We start from the raw sequence: 18,646 nt of genomic DNA, 5'->3' as shown, positions 1-18,646 counted from the left end.
ATGAGGAAATGCTGATTAAATATTCCTGTTTAAAAACAGTGTCTTGTTTATATATGGGCAAGTCTGTCAGGCTTGTGCGGCACTACCTATAGGACGATGGTCTAGGCAGGAATACATGGGACAATAGTCTAGGTGGGGGCGTGTAGATCGATAGTCTATCTTTTGTCGGAAAGCAGTGAGTTGTTATCCTGAGTCGATGAGGTAACTGTCGCCAAGTCGTGTCGATGCGCGGAACAAGACATTCGTTGAATGACCGCAATGATGACACAGGTCGGGAAAGAGTAAGCGAAACGTCATTGATATTGAACTTTCGCCTATGTGTTGACTGCATGGCGCCTTGCTCAAGGATGAAAACCCACGTGATTGAAACGACGCGGCAGCACGAGCAGACCATTGCCGGGAACGGCGGCCTGACCGCCAAGGCCACGCGATGGCGCGGGACCGACATGACGAGGGCTGCATGATGGTCGATATCGACCTCTCACAGCCACCTTTCACGTTGCTCGACGGGGTCGGGCGCGAGCGTGTGCTCAGTGGCGTCGACCTGGCCTATTTCGATAGCGACGAGGTCATCCTCGAGGCTGGCCAGCCCGGCGAGTTCGTGTATCTCATCCACAAGGGCGAAGTCGCCGAGTTCGATCCTCATGCGCCGGATTCCCAGTCGCGCATCGGTCATTACACGGCCGGCGACCTGTTCGGCGCCATCAGCATCCTCAACGGCACCAGTCGCTATCGCTTCAAGGCCGACCAGGAAAGTCTCTGCTACCTGATGCCCAAGGCGCTGTTCGAGCGCCTGTGCGACGACTACCCGGCCTTCGCCGAGTTCTTCCGCCGGGGGCTGGCGCAGAAGACCCGCTTGTTGGCCGAACGGCGTGTCGAGAGCGGCGTGAACATGGCCGGCTTCATGCTCGCACGCATCAGCGAGTGCATGCGGGCACCGCTGATCGTCGAGGCGGCCACCAGCATTGCCGCTGCGGTGGCACGGCTCAACGAGAGCCATGCCGACAGCCTGCTGGTTGCCAGGGACGACCGCTTCGGCGTGGTGACCAAGACCGACCTGCTCGATGCGTTGGTGGTGGAGGGCGCGACCCAGGAACGTCCGGTGGTGGGTATCGCTCACTTCGAGCTGGTTTCCGTCGGCCCCGACCAGTACCTGTTCGAAGCCCTGGTGCAGATGACTCGCCATGAGGTCGCCCGAGTGGTGGTGGTCGAGCGCGGCCGGCCGGTCGGCGTGGTCGAGTTGACCGACGTGCTCAGCTATTTCTCCAGCCGCTCCTACGTGGTCAGCCTCGAGCTCGAACAGGCCGACGACCTCGAGGCCCTGGCTCGTGCCAGCGCGCGGCTGCCGGGGCTGGTCCAGGCCCTGATGGCCCAGGGGGTCAAGCTCAGGTTCGCCATGGACCTGCTGGCGGCGCTCAACGGGCGCATCGTCAACAAGGCATTCCAGTTTCTGGTCGAGCCGAGTTACCGGAGCCAGAGTTGTCTGCTGGTGATGGGCAGTGAAGGGCGTGGCGAGCAGATCCTCAAGACCGATCAGGACAATGCGCTGATCGTCGCCGATGACAGCGATTGGCCGTACTGCGCCGCCGCCATGCAGCGTTTCACCGAAACGCTCTATACGCTGGGCTACCCGCCCTGTCCGGGCAATATCATGGTCTCGAATCCGGCCTGGGTGAATAGTGAAAGCGGCTGGCGAAGGACGATCACCGGCTGGGCCGAGCGCCGCGACGGCGACTCGCTGATGAACCTGGCGATCATGCTCGACGCCCATGGCGTGGCCGGCGATATCCGCTTGCTGGAGCGCCTGCGCGGGCATCTCTTCGAAAGCTGTTCCCGCGATGAACTGCTGCTGTCGCACTTTGCCCGGGCTGCGCTGCATTTCGCCGCGCCGCTGACCCTGTTCGGCACGCTCAAGAAACCCCGCCACGGTATCGATATCAAGAAGGGAGGCATCTTTCCGATCGTGCACGGGGTGCGCACCCTGGCACTGGAATGCCGCATCACCGCGACATCGACCCTGGCCCGGCTGGAGTTGCTGGCCGAACAGGGGCGGCTGGAGGCGGACTTCGCCGCGGACCTCGGCGAGGCGCTGGCACTGTTCACCGAGCTGCGCCTCAAGCAGCAGCTGGCCCAGCTCAACGGCCGGCAGAACAGCGACGAACCCAATCTGGTGGTGGTCCAGAACCTGTCATCGCTGGAGCGCGACCTGCTGCGCGAGGCGCTGCATATCGTCAAGGATTTCCAGCAACGCCTGACCCACCGTTTCCATCTCGAATACTGACGAGGCTGCGATGATACGTTCCCTGCGCCGTGTGGCTGACCGCCGCCGGCAAGCCGATGGTCGCTACGGCTGGCTGTTCAACCCCTACACCGGCGAGGAGACGGTGGCCATCGACTGCGAGACCACCGGCCTCGACACCAAGACCGCCGAACTGGTCTCGATCGCCGCGGTGCGCATCAAGGGCGAGCGGGTGCTGACCAGTGACTCGCTGGATCTGCGGCTGCAGCGGCCCGCCAGCCTGAGCGGCGATTCAATCAAGATTCATCGTCTGCGCGGAGTCGATCTGAGCGATGGCGAGTCGCTGAGCGACGCACTGGAGAAATTCCTCGACTTCATCGGCAACCGGCCGCTGCTGGGCTGGTGCATCGATTACGACCTGGCGGTGATCAATCGCCATCTGCGGCCGCTGTTCGGCTTCGATCTGCCCAACGTGTGCCTCGACATGACCCAGATCTACCTGCGCGAGATGCGCCGAACGCGGCCGCAACTGGAGCCGACGGTGAGTTTCGAGACGGTTGCCGAGGCGCTCAAGGTGCCGGTCATGGGGCGTCATACCGCGCTTGGCGATGCCGTGACCACGGCGCTGATGTACGTACGCCTGAAGAAGGGCGCGCTGGCCGCGGGTTAGGAAGGCGCGTCGCAACCCGTTTTCCGTGGGCCGCCATTGCCAGCTGCGCTGGCCCCGGCCAGTCTCCCGGGAGCATCGCAAGTCGTCGGGCACGGTGGTAGCATGGGCGCGCCTTCATATCCCTGCGTGTCGTTCGACCCATGCAAGCATCTACCGGTTCTCCCCAGGGGACTTCCCAAAGTACCCCCAAACGCGAGTTCAACAAGCTCCAGAAGCGCCTGCGTCGCCAGGTCGGCAACGCGATCATCGACTATGCGATGATCCGGGACGGCGACAAGGTGATGGTCTGCCTGTCCGGGGGCAAGGACTCCTACACCATGCTCGAGATCCTGCGCAATCTGCAGCGCAACGCGCCGGTCGACTTCGAACTGGTGGCGGTCAATCTCGATCAGAAGCAGCCCGGCTTCCCCGAGCACGTGTTGCCCGAGTACCTGGACGGCATCGGCGTGCCCTACCATATCCTCGAGCGCGACACCTACTCGGTGGTCAAGGAGAAGACGCCCGAGGGCAAGACCACCTGCTCGCTGTGCTCGCGGCTGCGGCGCGGTTCGCTGTATGGCTACGCCGAGGAGATCGGTGCGACCAAGGTGGCGCTGGGGCACCATCGCGAGGACATCCTCGAGACGCTGTTTCTCAACATGTTCTATGGCGGTTCGCTCAAGTCGATGCCGCCCAAGCTGCTCTCCGACGACGGCAGGAACATCGTCATCCGTCCGTTGGCCTACTGCCGCGAGGCGGACATCGCCGAGTTCGCGCGGCTGATGGAATTCCCGATCATTCCCTGCAATCTGTGCGGCTCGCAGCCCAACCTGCAGCGCCAGGTGATCAAGGAGATGCTTGCCGACTGGGAGCACAAGCACCCCGGACGACTGGAGACGATGTTCAAGGCGGTCACCAATGTCGCGCCGTCGCAGCTCGCCGATCGTGAGCTGTTCGATTTCCGGGGCCTCGAGGACAAGCAGCGGCGCATGAACGAGGGGCGCATCGAGGCCTTCGACCTGTTGGCCCTCTGAGCAAAGCCACAAAAGACAACGCGAGACACAATAGCAGAGGCCGCCGGTCTACCGGCGGGCCGTTTTGCCTGGGCTGCGAAGGCTAGTCAGCCCAGCGGGCCGCCGCGGATGGTCTTTTCGATGCCGCCCATGATGCTCGAGCCGTCCTCCTCGGCGAGCTCGGCATACCAGGCCCGGGTCGCCGCTGGATCCGCGCCGTGGGTGGTCTCGGCGCGCTTGCGGGCGCGGCTGACGATCTCGCCGACCCGCTCGACGCGCGCCTCGTCGTAGGCCTTGAGTGCGGCGGCAACGTCACCCTCGGCATTCTCCAGCACCCGGGCCAGCACCCAGCCATCCTCCATCGCCTGGCAGCCGCCCTGGCCCAGATCGGGCGCCATGCCATGCGCGGCATCGCCAAGGATCGCTGCGCGTTGGCCGACCAGGTGGCTCAACGGCTCGATGTCGTGGATCTCGACGCGGGCCATCTGCGCCGGGTCGAAGCGTTCGATCAGCCGCTGCACCGGCTCGGCCCAGCCGGCGAAATGCTCGCGCAGCTCGTCACGGTAGCGTGTCGGGTCGCTGATGGTTCCGGGCGGCAGCGGCACGTCGAAGAAGCAGTAGAACTCCGGGTTGGCGGCGTCACCGCTCATCGGCATCAGCGACACCCGCTGATGATCGCCGACGTACTGGTCCCAGTGGTCGAGCGGGGCAAGGTCTTCGCTTGCCGGTACCCGCACGTTCCAGTTGACGTAACCGCAGTAGCGGCGCGCCACGGCCTGGCCGAGCACCTTCTCGCGCAGCCGCGAATGGGTGCCGTCGGCGACCACCAGCAGGTCGGCGGTCCGCCGGCTGCCATCCTCGAAATAGGCGGTGACACCCTCCTCATCGCTGTCGAAGTCGCTGCAGGCGGCTCCCAGGCGCACGTGGCGCTCGCCCACCGCGTCGAGCAGCAGTCGCTGCAATTCGGCGCGGGCGATCGGGCAGGCGCGTTGGCCGACCGCCTCAAAGAGCGGCGCGAGGCTGAATTCGGTGAGCGGCTCGCCGTACTGGGTCGCATAGCGCATGTGGCGCATGTCGCCGCTGACACGTTCGACGGCCTCGCCGAGACCCAGCCGGCTTAGCACCTTGACGCCGTTGGACCACACCGAGATCGCCGCCCCCACCGGACGTAGCTCGTGGACCCGGTCGACCACGCTGACTCGGTGTCCGGCCTGCTGCAGGGCCAGTGCCGCGGTCAGCCCGCCCATGCCGGCGCCGATGACGAGAATGTTCAAAGCTGCCATGAAGCGTTCCGTTGTCGTCCTTGGAAGGCGATCGGCAAGCCGGGCTCCCGACCTGACCGAACCGCCCGGGGTGCCATGCCAAGCGATGGCGCGGTGCCTGGAAATGCTATGCCTGGCAGCCTTCGCCCTCGGCCAGGCCCTGCAGGGCCTGGTAATCGAGGATGTTGACCTCGCGGCCCTGGATCTCGACCAGCCCCTGCTGCTGAAAGCGGCCGATGATCCGGCTGACCGTTTCCACCGCCAGTCCCAGGTAGCTGCCGATGTCGGCGCGTGCCATCGACAGGCGGAAGCTGTAGGGCGAGTAACCGCGGCGGCGGAAGCGCGTCGACAGATTGACGAGAAAGCTGGCCAGGCGCTCGTCGGCGGTCTTGCGCGACAACAGCCGCAACATGCGGCGATCGTCGCGGAGCTCCTTGCTCATGCTGCGATAGAGCTGGTTGCGCAGTTCGGGCATGCGTTCCGAGAGCTGGTCGAGGTGATCGAAGGGAATCTCGCAGACGGTGGTGGTTTCCAGTGCGATGATGCTGCCGGGATAGCGCTGTTCGTCGATGCCATCGAGCCCTACCAGTTCGCTGGGCAGATAGAAATTGGTCAGCTGGTCCTCGCCGTCACCCTCGCTGGAGAGCTGCTTGAGGCTGCCCGAGCGCACCGCGAACACGCTGGTGAACGCATCGTCCTGGCGCAGCAGCGCCTCGCCGCGCTTGAGCGGTGCGCGGCGTCGGATGATTGCATCGAAGCTGTCCATCTCATCCAGCTCGAGGGCCAGCGGCAGGCACAGCGAACTCAGGCTGCACGTCTGGCAGCGCGCCTGCTGCATGCGTGAACGCCGTCCCTGAACGGCATGATCGATCATGACTGTCTCCCGATCGGTTGATCCCATGTCACTATGGAGCAGCCTTCGGGCAGAATAAAGCGAATTTCTGCTCATGAGCGGCCTCGTCGAATCCGTGAATGGCGGGACGGTTCGGCCGATGGCCGGGCGCCGAAGGGCATGGCCAGATGGCGCAGCAGCAGATGCCCCGAGGCCGTGACGTCCAGCGTGGCGCCGTCGCGCTGCAGCAGCCCATCGCGCCGGGCGGGTTCGAGCGCTTCCAGCGCCTCGGCGAAGTAGTCGGGCGCGTCGATCGCGAAGCGTTCGCTGACCTCGCCCAGATCGAGTCGCAGATCGCATATGAGGCGCTGGATGACGAAGCGCCGGATCCGGCCGTCGAACGACAGTCGCAACCCGCGGCGGGTGGCCAGGCGTCCGGCGTCGAGTGACGCCGCATAATCGTTCATGCGCGTCGCGTTACGGGCGTAGCAGTCGTCGAGCTGGCTGATCGCGGACACGCCCAGCCCCACCAGGTCGCAATGCCCATGGGTGGTGTAGCCGTGGAAGTTATGCTGCAGACGCCCCTCGTGCTGGGCGACGGCCAGGCTGTCGTCGGCTCGCGCGTAGTGCTCCAGGCCGATGTGCACATAGCCTGCCGCGGCGAGCCGCTGATGGCTGGTTTCGAGGATCGCCAGCGTCTCCTCTGCGTCGGGCAAGGCGCTGGCATCGATGTGCCGCGGGGCCTTGAAACGCCTAGGTCGGTGCGCGCAGTTGAAAAGCGAGAGTCGTGCCGGCGCCAACTCGACGATCTGTTCCAGCGTCGTCGCGAAGCTTTCACGGGTCTGGTGGGGCAGGCCGATGGTCAGGTCGAGATTCAGCGAGGCGAAACCCAGCCGCTGAGCCTCGTCTACCAGGCTTTCGGTCAGTGACCGGGACTGGACCCTGTTGATCGCGCGCTGTACCCGCGGATCGAAATCCTGAACGCCGAGGCTAAGGCGGTTGAAGCCCAGCGCCTGGAGGTGACGCAGCATGAACACGTCGGCGGCGCGCGGATCGATCTCGATGGCGTAGTCGCGATCGGTGGCGTTCGACAGGCCGAAACGGGCATGCAGCCGGTCGATCAGGTCGCTCATCTGGGACAAGTTCAGGAATGTCGGCATACCGCCGCCCCAGTGCAGTTGCTCGACCGGGCGTGCAGGTCTCAGATGGCGACCGACCAGCGTCATCTCTCGATCCAACCGGCTCAGATAGGGCTCGGCGCGGCGGTTGCCGGTGATGTCTGTCCTGTTGCAGACGCAATAGAAACATCGCTTGCGGCAGAACGGGATGTGAACATGGATCGACAGCGGCCTAGCCTGCTGGTTGCTGGTCTCGAGCGCCTCGGTGAAGTCGCTGGCGCCGAATTCGTCGGTGAAATCCAGCGCCGAGGGGTAGGTGGTGTTGCGCGGCCCGTTGTGGCCGTAGCGGCGAATCAGTGCCGTATCCTGGGCCTCCGACGAGGCGGCGGTCGCAGGGGGATCGGCAGCGGTGGCGGACATGGATGGACTCTCGTGCCTGAAGCAATGACGCCATCATACAAAGCTCGGCCAGGCCAGCGTCTGACCTGGGTCAAACGCGCGGGATGCCGGGCGCCAGCATGTCGAAGGAGCGAAATGGACGTTTATAGACAGTGGAACTATCGGTGGATTTCGCCCGATGCCCTGGCCGATGCCCTGGCGGGTGCGGATGACGCCCGGCTTTATGTCGACGGCCTGGGGCCGCTGGAAAAACTCGGCGAGGCGTGCCACGGCCGCCTGCTGCTGGCGCACGGCGCGGGTGCGGGCCAGGACGCGGCATTCATGCTGCGGCTGCGCCGGGCCCTGGCGGACGAAGGCGTGCAGACCCTGGCGCTGGAGTTCGCCTACATGCAGCGCATGCGCGAGGAACGGCGGCGCCGGCCACCGCCTCGCGTCGAGCGGCTGGTCGAGGAGCTTCGTCGATGGCGCGAGGCCGTCACCGTCGAAGGGCTGAAGCCGGCCTGGCTGGGCGGCAAGTCGCTGGGTGGACGGGTCGCCAGCCTGCTCGCCGCCGAGGCGGGCGCTCCCGGGCTGATTCTGTGCAGCTATCCCTTCCACCCGCCGGGAAAGCCCGAGCGGACGCGGCTGGCGCACTGGCCGGCGTTGCGCTGTCCGACGCTGGTCCTTCAGGGCACGCGGGATCCGTTCGGTAGCCAGGACGAGGTCGCCGGCTATACACTGCCGAGCTCTGCCGGGGTGCATTTCCTCGCCGACGGCGAGCATGACTGGCGCCCGCGCCGCGTCTCGGGGCGTAGCCAGCAAGAGCTGATCGACGAGGCCGCCGTGGTGACGGCTCGTCACATGGCGGCGTCGGCGTGATGGGGGGTCGCCTGCCCCGTCTCGGCGCCGAAAGGCGTTGACATTCCAGCGTTGCCCGGTAGAATGCAGCGCCACGTGACCGGGTGGTTAGCTCAGTCGGGAGAGCACCAGCCTTACAAGCTGGGGGTCACTGGTTCGAACCCAGTACCACCCACCATTCACGTCGCGAAAACATGCGGACCGGTAGTTCAGTCGGTTAGAATGCCGGCCTGTCACGCCGGAGGTCGCGGGTTCGAGTCCCGTCCGGTCCGCCATTTTTCGTGCCGATTTCGCCCGGCGATTTCGGATTGACCAGGCAGCTACGTATCAACGCGGTGACAGCGCGATGCGCGAATGCGGACCGGTAGTTCAGTCGGTTAGAATGCCGGCCTGTCACGCCGGAGGTCGCGGGTTCGAGTCCCGTCCGGTCCGCCATGTCTGTCGAAGTCCTGTTGGTCGTTTATCTCGTGTCAGACGGGTGATTAGCTCAGTTGGTTAGAGCACCAGCTTCACATGCTGGGGGTCACTGGTTCGAGTCCAGTATCACCCACCACGCGGTTGCAATGCGGACCGGTAGTTCAGTCGGTTAGAATGCCGGCCTGTCACGCCGGAGGTCGCGGGTTCGAGTCCCGTCCGGTCCGCCATTTCCTGTACTGTGCCATTCGCCATCTCGCATCCCGCGTTGCCGAGCAGCCCGCTCGCATCCAGCCTGTCTTGCTTCCGTCTACCGTCTACCGTCTACCGTCTACCGTCTTTGGCCTTGGTCGCGATTGTTTCCATGCGGCGATTCGCTACACTGTTCATACAGTTGTTTGAATCTGCCGAGGGGCCGCCGTGAGCGCTTATCCGCACCTGTTCCAGCCATTGACGCTGGGGTCGATCACCCTGTCGAATCGCGTTCTGATGGGCTCCATGCATACCAACCTCGAGGAAGCGCCGGATGGCTTCGCGCGGCTGGCGGCGTTCTATGCCGAGCGCACGCGCGCCGGTGTGGGGCTGATCGTCACCGGCGGCATCGCGCCCAGCGCCGAGGGGGCGGTCTTCCACGGCGCGGCCAGGCTGACCGACACCGCGGAGGCCGAACGGCATCGGGTGGTGACCGAAGCCGTTCACGCCGAGGGCGGACACATCTGCCTGCAGATCCTGCACGCGGGGCGCTACGCCTATTCCCCCGATCTGGTGGCGCCCTCGGCGATCCAGGCACCGATCAACCCCTACCCGCCGCGCGCGCTCGGCGGCGACGAGATCGAGCGGGTGATCGCCGACTACATCGAGTGCGCCCGGCTGGCCCGGGCGGCCGGCTACGACGGCGTCGAGGTGATGGGCTCCGAGGGGTATCTGATCAACCAGTTCATCTGCGCGCGTACCAATCACCGCGACGACGAATGGGGCGGGGCGTTCGAGAATCGCATGCGCTTCCCGGTGGCGATCGTCGAGCGTATCCGCGCGGCGTTGGGCGACGAGTTCCTGATCATCTTCCGGCTGTCGATGATCGACCTGGTCGAGGAGGGCAGCACCTGGCAGGAGGTGGTCGCACTGGGGCGCGCCGTCGAGGCCGCCGGGGCGAGCCTGATCAATACCGGCATCGGCTGGCACGAGGCGCGGGTGCCGACCATCGTCACCAGCGTGCCACGGGCGGTGTTCAGCGAAGTGACCCGGCGCATGAAGGCCGAACTCGGCGTGCCGTTGATCACCACCAACCGCATCAACATGCCCGAGGTCGCCGAACGGGTGCTGGCCGACGGCCATGCCGACATGGTGTCGATGGCGCGGCCGTTTCTCGCCGACCCGCAGTGGGTGAGCAAGGCGCGCGACGGCGACAGCGCGGCGATCAATACCTGCATCGCCTGCAATCAGGCGTGCCTGGATCATACCTTCCAGGGCAAGCTGACCTCGTGCCTGGTCAATCCTCGCGCCTGCCATGAGACCGAGCTGACGATCACGCCGGCGGCGAGGCCCGGGGCGGTGGCGGTGGTCGGTGCCGGACCGGCGGGTCTGGCCAGCGCGGTGACCGCGGCCCAGCGCGGCCACCGGGTGGTGCTGTTCGAGCGCGAGGCCGACATCGGCGGCCAGTTCAACTTCGCCCGGCGCATCCCCGGCAAGGAGGAGTTCGCCGAGACGCTGCGCTATTTCCGCGAGATGCTCGTGCGTCACGGCGTCGAGGTGCGTCTCGATACCGCCGCGGATGTGGAGTCGCTGCGCGCCTTCGATGCGGTGATCCTGGCCAGCGGCGTGCGCCCGCGTGCGCTCGAGCTGCCCGGCGCCGATCACCCCAGCGTTATCGATTACCCGACGGCGATCCGCCATCCCGAGCGGGTCGGCCGGCGGGTGGCGATCATCGGCGCCGGCGGCATCGGCTTCGACGTCGCCGAACTCTTGAGTCATGCTGGACATCCAGCGCTCGACCCCGCCGCCTGGTGCGCCGAATGGGGCGTCGACCTGACGGTCACTGGCCCTGGCGGTCTCAAGCCCGCGGCGGCACCGGCGACGCCGCGCCGGATCCATCTGCTGCAGCGCAAGACCTCGAAGCCGGGCAAGGGGCTGGGCACCACCACCGGCTGGGTGCATCGCGCCGCATTGCGCCATCGTGGCGTGCAGAGCTGGGCGGGGTGCGAGTACCTGGGCATCGACGACGAGGGGCTGACGCTGCGCGTCGACGGCGAACGGCGCTGCCTGGCGGTCGACAGCATCGTGGTCTGCGCCGGCCAGGAATCGGTGACCGAGCTGCTCGCGCCGCTGCAGGCGGCCGGCGTGGCAGTGCGGGTGGTCGGCGGCGCCGATGAGGCCGCCGAGCTCGACGCCAAGCGGGCCATCGACCAGGGCACCCGGGTGGCGGCGGCCATCTAGCGGGGGAGGACAATCGGGGCGCGGCGTGCGCGGCGGCTCGCACCCGTCGCGCACGGTGATAGACTAATGTCGCGTGCTACCCGCGCCGACGCCGGGTCGCGATGGCACCCTGTCGTGGCCCGCAACAATAACAGTCCTCAAAGGAACCCGACATGTCCGCCGATTGCTCTCCACGCTTCGTGGCCAGCGACAATACCTCCGGCATCTGCCCCGAAGCGTTGGAGTACCTGCTCAAGGCCAACGCCTGTGACGACCTCGCCTACGGCAACGACAGCTGGACTCAGCGCGCCGCGGATCGCTTTCGCGGCTTCTTCGACTACGACTGCGAGGTGTTCTTCGTCTTCAACGGCACCGCCGCCAACTCGCTGTCGCTGGCGGCGATGGGACAGAGCTATCACAGCGTGATCTGTCATGAGCTGGCGCATATCGAAACCGACGAGTGCGGCGGTCCGGAATTCTTCTCCAACGGCTCCAAGCTGCTCACCGCCAGCGGCGAGAACGGTAAGCTCACCCCCGAGGGCATCGAGCGGCTGGTCACCCGGCGCAGCGACATCCACTACCCCAAGCCGCGGGTGGTCTCGATCACCCAGGCCACCGAAGTGGGCACGGTCTATACCCGCGACGAGTTGCTCGGTATTCGCGCGATGGCCGACAAGCACGACCTGCGGCTGCACATGGATGGCGCACGTTTCGCCAATGCCTGCGCCTCGCTCGATGCCTCGCCGGCCGAGCTGACCTGGCAGGCCGGCGTCGACGTGCTGTGCTTCTCGGGCACCAAGAACGGCCTGCCGATGGGCGAGGCGGTGGTCTTCTTCAACCGCGAGCTGGCCGAGGATTTCGACTACCGCTGCAAGCAGGCCGGTCAGCTGGCGTCCAAGATGCGCTTCATCGCCGCGCCCTGGCTGGGGCTCATCGAAACCGGCGCCTGGCTGGACAACGCCAGTCACGCCAACGCCATGGCCGGTTACCTGGCCGAGGGGCTGGCGGCGTTGCCCGGCACCGAGCTCATGTTCCCGGCACAGGCCAACAGCGTGTTCGTCAAGCTGCCGCCGGCGGTGCTGGCCCGGTTGCGCGAACTCGGCTGGACCTTCTATACCTTCATAGGTGCCGGTGGCGCTCGCTTCGTGTGCGCCTGGAATACCACGCAGGAACTGCTCGATGGCCTGCTGCACGATATCCGCCTTGCGCTGGAGGCGGGGCATTCCAGTGTCGGTTGACCGATTCGCGTAATCGTCGTCGAACCAAACGGGGCGCCCTAAGCTCTTAGTAGAAAAAGCGGGGCGCCATGCGGTTGCGTTGAAAGACCTCATGCCAAGCTCTCCCTCGTCAGCGCTTCAATCCGTCTACGCTGATCAATAGCCGGCCCGACAACGCTGTCTGCCTTCAGCGACCGGGCGTCGCGATCCAAGGAGGCCTCAATGAGCATCTTTGATCATGTCCAGAGCCGTTACGAGCAGGCTCGGCAGGAAGAGATGAGTCTGCAGGAGTACCTGGAACTGTGCCGCAAGGACCCTGGCGTCTACGCCAGCGCCTCGGAGCGCATGTTGCAGGCCATTGGCGAACCCCAGGTCATCGATACGTCGAAGGACTCCCGCCTGTCGCGTATCTTCACCAACAAGGTCATCCGGCGTTACCCCGCCTTCTCGGAGTTCTACGGCATGGAGGAGGCGATCGAGCAGATCGTCGCCTATTTCCGGCATGCCGCCCAGGGGCTCGAGGAGCGCAAGCAGATCCTCTACTTGCTGGGCCCGGTCGGGGGCGGCAAGTCGTCGCTGGCCGAGCGGCTCAAGCTGCTCATGGAGCGCATTCCGTTCTACGCCATCAAGGGCTCGCCGGTCTTCGAGTCGCCGCTGGGGCTGTTCTCGCCGGAGGAGGACGGCGAGCTGCTCGAGAAGGAATACAACATTCCGCAGCGCTATCTCAGGAGCGTGATGTCGCCGTGGGCGGCCAAGCGGCTCAAGGAGTATGGCGGCGACATCTCGCAGTTCCGGGTGGTGCGCCTGTATCCCTCGCGGCTCAATCAGATCGCCGTGTCCAAGACCGAGCCCGGCGACGAGAACAACCAGGACATCTCCTCGCTGGTCGGCAAGGTCGATATCCGCCAACTCGAACTGTATTCCCAGGACGACCCCGACGCCTACAGCTTCTCCGGCGGCCTGTGCAAGGCCAACCAGGGGATCATGGAGTTCGTCGAGATGTTCAAGGCGCCGATCAAGGTGCTGCATCCGTTGCTGACGGCCACCCAGGAGGGCAACTACAACCCCACCGAAGGCATGGGGGCGATTCCCTTCGATGGGGTGGTGCTCGCCCACTCCAACGAGAGCGAGTGGCAGACCTTCCGCAACAACCGCAACAACGAGGCGTTCCTCGACCGCGTCTACATCGTCAAGGTGCCGTACTGCCTGCGCGTCTCCGAGGAGATCAACATCTACAAGAAGCTGCTCGAGCATTCGTCGCTCAACGAAGCGCCCTGCGCGCCGGATACCCTGCGGCTGCTGGCGCAGTTCTCGATACTCTCGCGTCTCAAGGAGCCGGAAAACTCGAGCATCTATTCGAAGATGCGCGTCTACGACGGCGAGAATCTCAAGGATACCGACCCCAAGGCCAAGTCGATCCAGGAGTATCGCGACAGCGCGGGCGTCGAGGAGGGCATGGACGGGCTGTCGACGCGCTTCGCCTTCAAGATCCTGTCCAAGGTCTTCAACTTCGATTCCCACGAGGTGGCCGCCAACCCGGTGCACCTGCTGTATGTCCTCGAACAGCGCCTCGAGCACGAGCAACTGCCCAAGGAGGTCCACGAGCGCTACCTGCGCTTCATCAAGGAGTACCTGGCGCCGCGCTATGTCGACTTCATCGGCAAGGAGATCCAGACCGCCTACCTCGAGTCCTACAGCGAGTATGGCCAGAACATCTTCGATCGTTACGTGACCTATGCCGACTTCTGGATTCAGGACCAGGAGTACCGCGATCCCGAGACCGGCGAGCTGTTCAATCGCCAGGCACTCAACGAGGAACTCGAGAAGATCGAGAAGCCGGCGGGCATCTCCAACCCCAAGGATTTCCGTCACGAGGTGGTCAACTTCGTGCTGCGCGCGCGGGCCCAGAACAACGGCATGAACCCGAGCTGGCAGTCCTACGAGAAGCTCAAGGGGGTCATCGAGCAGAAGATGTTCGCCAACACCGAGGAACTGCTGCCGGTGATCTCCTTCAATGCCAAGGCCTCGGCGGCCGATCAGCGCAAGCATGAGGATTTCGTCGCGCGGATGGTCGATCGGGGGTATACCGAGAAGCAGGTGCGATTGTTGTCCGAATGGTATCTGCGCGTGCGCAAGTCGCACTGACGGTAGTTGCCCAGGCGACGGGAAAGGCGGGGCGTTCGTGCCCCGCATGCCGCGTCGCAACCCGTAGGGGAGGCACGCATGAGCTATTTCATCGATCGACGTCCCAATGCCCGGCACAAGAGCGCGGTCAATCGGCAGCGCTTTCTGGATCGCTACCGAACGCACATCAAGCGCTCGGTGGAGGAGGCCGTCAACCGCCGTTCGATCACCGACATGGAGCGCGGCGAGAAGGTTTCGATCCCCGCCCGCGACATTTCCGAGCCGGTCTTTCAGCATGGCCCGGGCGGCCGTCGCACGGTGGTCAGTCCGGGCAACCGGGAGTTCGTCGAGGGCGATCGGCTGAAACGACCCGGTGGCGGGGGTGGTGGGGGCGGCGCCGGCGAAGGCGGTGCTTCCAACCAGGGTGAGGGAATGGATGAATTCGCCTTCTCGCTGAGCCGCGAGGAGTTCCTCGACTTCGTCTTCGACGGCCTGGAGTTGCCGCACCTCGAGCGCAAGCAGCTCAAGGATCTCGAGGAGGTGCGCCCGGTACGCGCCGGGCTGGCCCGCGAAGGGGTGCCGGCGCGCATCAATATCGTGCGCTCGATGCGCGAGGCGCAGGCTCGCCGCATCGCCATGCGGGCGCCGCTGCGGCGGGCGCTGCGCGAAGCCGAGGAGGCGCTCGAGGCCGAGGAGCGCAAGGACCCGGTATTGCGCAATCCGGCGCGCATCCAGGAACTCAAGGCGGACATCGAGCGCCTCGAGCAGCGTATCGAGGCGGTGCCGTTCATCGATACCTTCGACCTGCGCTACAACAACCTGGTCGATCAGCCGCAGCCCTCCAACAAGGCGGTGATGTTCTGCGTGATGGACGTCTCGGGCTCGATGACCCAGGCCCACAAGGATATCGCCAAGCGCTTCTTCCTGCTGCTCTACCTGTTCCTGGAGCGCAGTTACGAAAAGGTCGAGCTGGTCTTCGTGCGCCACCATACCGCCGCCAAGGAGGTCGACGAGGAGGAGTTCTTCTATTCGCGCGAGACCGGGGGCACCATCGTTTCCAGTGCCCTGACGCTGGTCGACGAGATCATCCGCGCGCGCTACCCGGCAAGCCAGTGGAATCTCTACGTGGCACAGGCCTCGGACGGCGACAACTGGGACGACGATTCCACCACCTGTCGTCAGCTGCTGGCCAAGTCGTTGATGCCGCGATTGCAGTATTACACCTACGTTGAGATCACCCCGCACGCTCATCAAGCGCTCTGGGAGGAGTACGAGAGCGTCCAGGCCGACTTCCCGGAGCGCTTCGCCATGCGCCAGATCGTCGAGGGCGGCGACATCTATCCGGTTTTCCGCGAACTCTTCCGGCGTCGCGCCACGCAGTGAGCTTTGGCCCATCGGTCGCATGGGCAGAGGAGGCCGTATGACCCGACGCACCCCCATCGCCACCGGCTCGGACTGGGACTTCGACACCTTGACCGCCTACGAGCGGGAGATCGCCCGTCTGGCCGATGAATACCGGCTCGATACCTACCCCAACCAGATCGAGATCATCACCTCGGAGCAGATGATGGATGCCTACGCCAGCGTGGGCATGCCGATCGGCTATCACCACTGGTCGTTCGGCAAGCAGTTCCTGTCGGTCGAGCAGGCCTACCGTCGCGGGCAGATGGGGCTGGCCTACGAACTGGTGATCAACTCCGACCCCTGCATCGCCTACCTGATGGAGGAGAATACCCTGATGATGCAGGTGCTGGTCATGGCGCACGCCTGCTATGGCCACAACTCGTTCTTCAAGGGCAATTACCTGTTCCGCACCTGGACCGACGCCTCGGCGATCGTCGACTATCTGGTGTTCGCCCGCAGATACGTGGCCGAGTGCGAGGAGCGCCACGGCGTGTTCGCCGTCGAGCAGCTGCTCGACGCCTGTCACGCCCTGCAGAATCATGGCGTCGATCGCTACAAGCGCCCCTCGCCGATCTCGCCCGAGGAGGAGGCGCGTCGTCAGGTGGAGCGTGCCGAATACCTGCAATCCCAGGTCAACCTGCTGTGGCGAACCATCCCCGAGAACGTCGCCGACAGCGGCCCGCACGGCGACGCGGAGGATCCGCTCGGTCTTCACCAGCACGGTCGCTACCCGGCCGAGCCGCAGGAAAACCTGCTCTACTTCATCGAGAAGAACGCGCCGCTACTGGAACCCTGGCAGCGCGAGCTGGTGCGCATCGTGCGCAAGCTGGCGCAGTACTTCTATCCCCAGCGCCAGACCCAGGTGATGAACGAGGGGTGGGCGACGTTCTGGCACTACACCATCATGAACCGGCTCTACGACGAGGGGCTGGTCAACGAGGGGCTGATTCTCGAGTTCCTGCAGTCGCATACCGCGGTGGTCAGCCAGCAGGGCTTCGACAGCCCCTACTTCAACGGCATCAACCCCTATGCGCTGGGCTTCGCGATGTTCAGCGACATCAAGCGCATCTGCGAGGAGCCCACCGAGGAGGATCGCGAATGGTTTCCCGACATGGCCGGCAGCGACTGGCTGGAGACGCTGCATTTCGCGATGCGCAACTTCAAGGATGAATCGTTCATCCAGCAGTTCCTGTCGCCCAAGGTGATTCGCGACCTCAAGCTGTTCGCGCTGGTCGACGACGATCAGGACGAGATGCTGACCATCGCGGCGATTCATGACGACCGGGGCTACCGGCGCGTACGCGAGGCGCTGTCTGCCCAGTACGCACTCTCGGTACGCGAACCCAACATCCAGGTCTGGCAGGCCGATATCCGTGGCGACCGTTCATTGACCCTGCACCATGTACAGGATCGGCGGCGGCCGCTGTCCAAGAGCGTCTACCCGGTGTTGCGCTACCTGCACCAGCTATGGGGATTTCCGGTCAAGCTGCACTCCATCGAGGGCGACGAAGTCGTGCGCCGCTATCAATGGCCGCTACCCGCCGACCTCGAGGAGCGGGCCTAGCCAGTGGGCGCGCGCGCCGGGCAAGCGCCTCAGCCGCGGGCCCAGGACTGACACCAGCCGGCGGGCGCTACGCTGTGCCGGGGAAACAGCCGGCAGCCCTGGTTGGCCTCGGTGTAGAATATGCAATTGTCACAGCGTTCGCCCCGTGAGTAGGCGGGATGATCGCTGGCCTGGCTGGCCTCGGTAACGTAGTTGAGCGCCCTGGCCTGGGGATTGCTCGGGTCCAGCGGCGGCAGTTCCTGGGCGCGAGCCTGGCGGGCTGCCACGCTGGCCCCGAAGGGCAGGGCAACGAGGCCGAGCAGGCCGTGGCGTATGAAGTCGCGGCGACTGTGGTTGGCCATGGTATCTCCTGGTTCAGGCGGGTCGATGGCTCGGTGGCCGGTTGTGGGTCGTCGGTCCATCGGGAGCGGCAATGTCAGGCTGCCGGCCGGGGCCGAAAGGGTGCCTTGCGCCTCGGGCGTGTCGTTGTCTGGTGAACGTTGCCCGATGTGTCGCTGGCAAGCTTAATCGAAAATCGTCGGGTTTGAAGGCTGAGCCCATACTAGTCGATCGGACACGCGCGCGCTGCGGCGAGTCGTGCGTCAATCGGTCGCGTCAGCTCAAGGAGACGTCATGCGCTTCACCACATTCGAAAGCCCGATCGGGGCGCTCACGCTGGCGGGTGACGAGGCCGGTCTGCGCCACCTGTATTTCGCTGCCGACGTGTCGGGCGACGCTTCGCCGGGCGACGCCTCGCCGGGCGACGCCTCGCCGGGCGACGAGCTCACAGCCGGCTGGCGGCGTGACGACGAAGGGCTGGGCCAGGCGCGCGACGAGGTGCTCGCCTACCTGGACGGACGTCGTCGCAGTTTCAACATGGATATCGCGCCCGAGGGCAGCGAGGCGCAGCGCGAGGTATGGGCCGCGCTGATGCGCATTCCCTACGGCCATACCCGGACCTACGGTGAGCTTGCCCGGCGCCTGGGCGAGTCCTGGGCGGTGATTACCGTGACCAGCGCGGTCGCCGCCAACCCGCTGCCGCTGCTGGTGCCCTGTCACCGCGTCGTCGCCGCCAACGGGGTGGGCCGCTATCCGGGCGGCGAGTCGCTCAAGCGCCAGCTGCTCGCCATGGAATCGGGCGAGTCCAGGGGCGTGATGCCTGCCTCCTGAGCGACGCGGCTGG

General features: G+C 65.3%; 14 protein-coding genes and 5 tRNA genes. 15 read left to right on the top strand and 4 right to left on the bottom strand.

The genetic code is table 11. The features are described 5' to 3' along the window. The first annotated feature begins 463 nt into the window (after positions 1-463). From HR9077_RS06665 to ttcA, 3 genes are all read left to right on the top strand, one after another. Positions 464-2,281, top strand: a complete 1,818-nt coding sequence (locus HR9077_RS06665) for a putative nucleotidyltransferase substrate binding domain-containing protein (protein ID WP_136066402.1) — start codon at positions 464-466, stop codon at positions 2,279-2,281. A 10-nt stretch (positions 2,282-2,291) separates the two neighbouring features. Continuing rightward, positions 2,292-2,909 (top strand): 3'-5' exonuclease, encoded by a 618-nt coding sequence (locus HR9077_RS06660; RefSeq protein ID WP_136066231.1) that lies wholly within the window; start codon positions 2,292-2,294, stop codon positions 2,907-2,909. 140 nt (positions 2,910-3,049) lie between these two features. Further along, positions 3,050-3,922 carry a tRNA 2-thiocytidine(32) synthetase TtcA gene (gene ttcA, locus HR9077_RS06655; RefSeq protein ID WP_136066230.1) on the top strand — a complete coding sequence of 291 codons (873 nt, stop codon included), beginning with the start codon at positions 3,050-3,052 and terminating at the stop codon, positions 3,920-3,922. Positions 3,923-4,008: 86 nt separating this feature from the next. Here ttcA and hpxO read toward each other — a convergent pair whose 3' ends face one another. From hpxO to hemN, 3 genes are all read right to left on the bottom strand, one after another. Continuing rightward, entirely contained in the window at positions 4,009-5,184 is a 1,176-nt protein-coding gene (gene hpxO, locus HR9077_RS06650) for an FAD-dependent urate hydroxylase HpxO (protein ID WP_136066229.1), read from the bottom strand. Between the two features lie 106 nt (positions 5,185-5,290). Then, entirely contained in the window at positions 5,291-6,037 is a 747-nt protein-coding gene (fnr, locus tag HR9077_RS06645; RefSeq protein WP_136066228.1) for a fumarate/nitrate reduction transcriptional regulator Fnr, read from the bottom strand. Between the two features lie 71 nt (positions 6,038-6,108). Continuing rightward, entirely contained in the window at positions 6,109-7,533 is a 1,425-nt protein-coding gene (hemN, locus tag HR9077_RS06640; RefSeq protein ID WP_136066227.1) for an oxygen-independent coproporphyrinogen III oxidase, read from the bottom strand. 114 nt (positions 7,534-7,647) lie between these two features. Between hemN and HR9077_RS06635 the strand changes: the two genes are divergently transcribed. The 11 genes from HR9077_RS06635 (at position 7,648) to HR9077_RS06585 (ending at position 17,484) form a co-directional block, all read left to right on the top strand. Next, complete coding sequence (locus HR9077_RS06635) at positions 7,648-8,370, top strand: alpha/beta family hydrolase (protein ID WP_168380901.1); 723 nt, start codon at positions 7,648-7,650, stop codon at positions 8,368-8,370. A gap of 81 nt (positions 8,371-8,451) precedes the next feature. Continuing rightward, a tRNA-Val gene (locus HR9077_RS06630) sits at positions 8,452-8,527 on the top strand. Between the two features lie 20 nt (positions 8,528-8,547). Beyond that, positions 8,548-8,624: transfer RNA gene (locus HR9077_RS06625), tRNA-Asp, on the top strand. A gap of 83 nt (positions 8,625-8,707) precedes the next feature. Continuing rightward, a tRNA-Asp gene (locus HR9077_RS06620) sits at positions 8,708-8,784 on the top strand. A gap of 41 nt (positions 8,785-8,825) precedes the next feature. After that, a tRNA-Val gene (locus HR9077_RS06615) sits at positions 8,826-8,902 on the top strand. A gap of 14 nt (positions 8,903-8,916) precedes the next feature. Further along, positions 8,917-8,993, top strand: a tRNA-Asp gene (locus tag HR9077_RS06610). Positions 8,994-9,183: 190 nt separating this feature from the next. Beyond that, entirely contained in the window at positions 9,184-11,196 is a 2,013-nt protein-coding gene (locus HR9077_RS06605; protein ID WP_136066226.1) for an NADPH-dependent 2,4-dienoyl-CoA reductase, read from the top strand. 152 nt (positions 11,197-11,348) lie between these two features. After that, on the top strand, positions 11,349-12,413 hold the full coding sequence (locus tag HR9077_RS06600; RefSeq protein WP_136066225.1) for a threonine aldolase family protein: 1,065 nt from the start codon (positions 11,349-11,351) through the stop codon (positions 12,411-12,413). 201 nt (positions 12,414-12,614) lie between these two features. Further along, positions 12,615-14,537: a PrkA family serine protein kinase gene (locus HR9077_RS06595; protein WP_136066224.1), complete on the top strand. Its 1,923-nt coding sequence runs from the start codon at positions 12,615-12,617 to the stop codon at positions 14,535-14,537. 78 nt (positions 14,538-14,615) lie between these two features. Next, positions 14,616-15,899 (top strand): YeaH/YhbH family protein, encoded by a 1,284-nt coding sequence (locus HR9077_RS06590; protein ID WP_136066223.1) that lies wholly within the window; start codon positions 14,616-14,618, stop codon positions 15,897-15,899. Positions 15,900-15,936: 37 nt separating this feature from the next. Continuing rightward, complete coding sequence (locus HR9077_RS06585; protein ID WP_136066222.1) at positions 15,937-17,484, top strand: SpoVR family protein; 1,548 nt, start codon at positions 15,937-15,939, stop codon at positions 17,482-17,484. A gap of 29 nt (positions 17,485-17,513) precedes the next feature. On the opposite strand, the gene HR9077_RS06580 is transcribed toward HR9077_RS06585, so the two are convergent. Further along, positions 17,514-17,825: a high-potential iron-sulfur protein gene (locus HR9077_RS06580; protein ID WP_136066221.1), complete on the bottom strand. Its 312-nt coding sequence runs from the start codon at positions 17,823-17,825 to the stop codon at positions 17,514-17,516. A 271-nt stretch (positions 17,826-18,096) separates the two neighbouring features. On the opposite strand from HR9077_RS06580, the gene HR9077_RS06575 reads away from it, so the two are divergent. Further along, positions 18,097-18,633: a methylated-DNA--[protein]-cysteine S-methyltransferase gene (locus tag HR9077_RS06575; protein WP_136066220.1), complete on the top strand. Its 537-nt coding sequence runs from the start codon at positions 18,097-18,099 to the stop codon at positions 18,631-18,633. Positions 18,634-18,646: the final 13 nt, after the last annotated feature.

Origin of the sequence: Modicisalibacter radicis (assembly GCF_900961225.1) — a bacterium.
GTDB lineage: Bacteria > Pseudomonadota > Gammaproteobacteria > Pseudomonadales > Halomonadaceae > Modicisalibacter.
The sequence above is the reverse complement of the archived record's forward strand: the minus strand, read 5'-3'. Positions and strand labels throughout refer to the sequence as shown.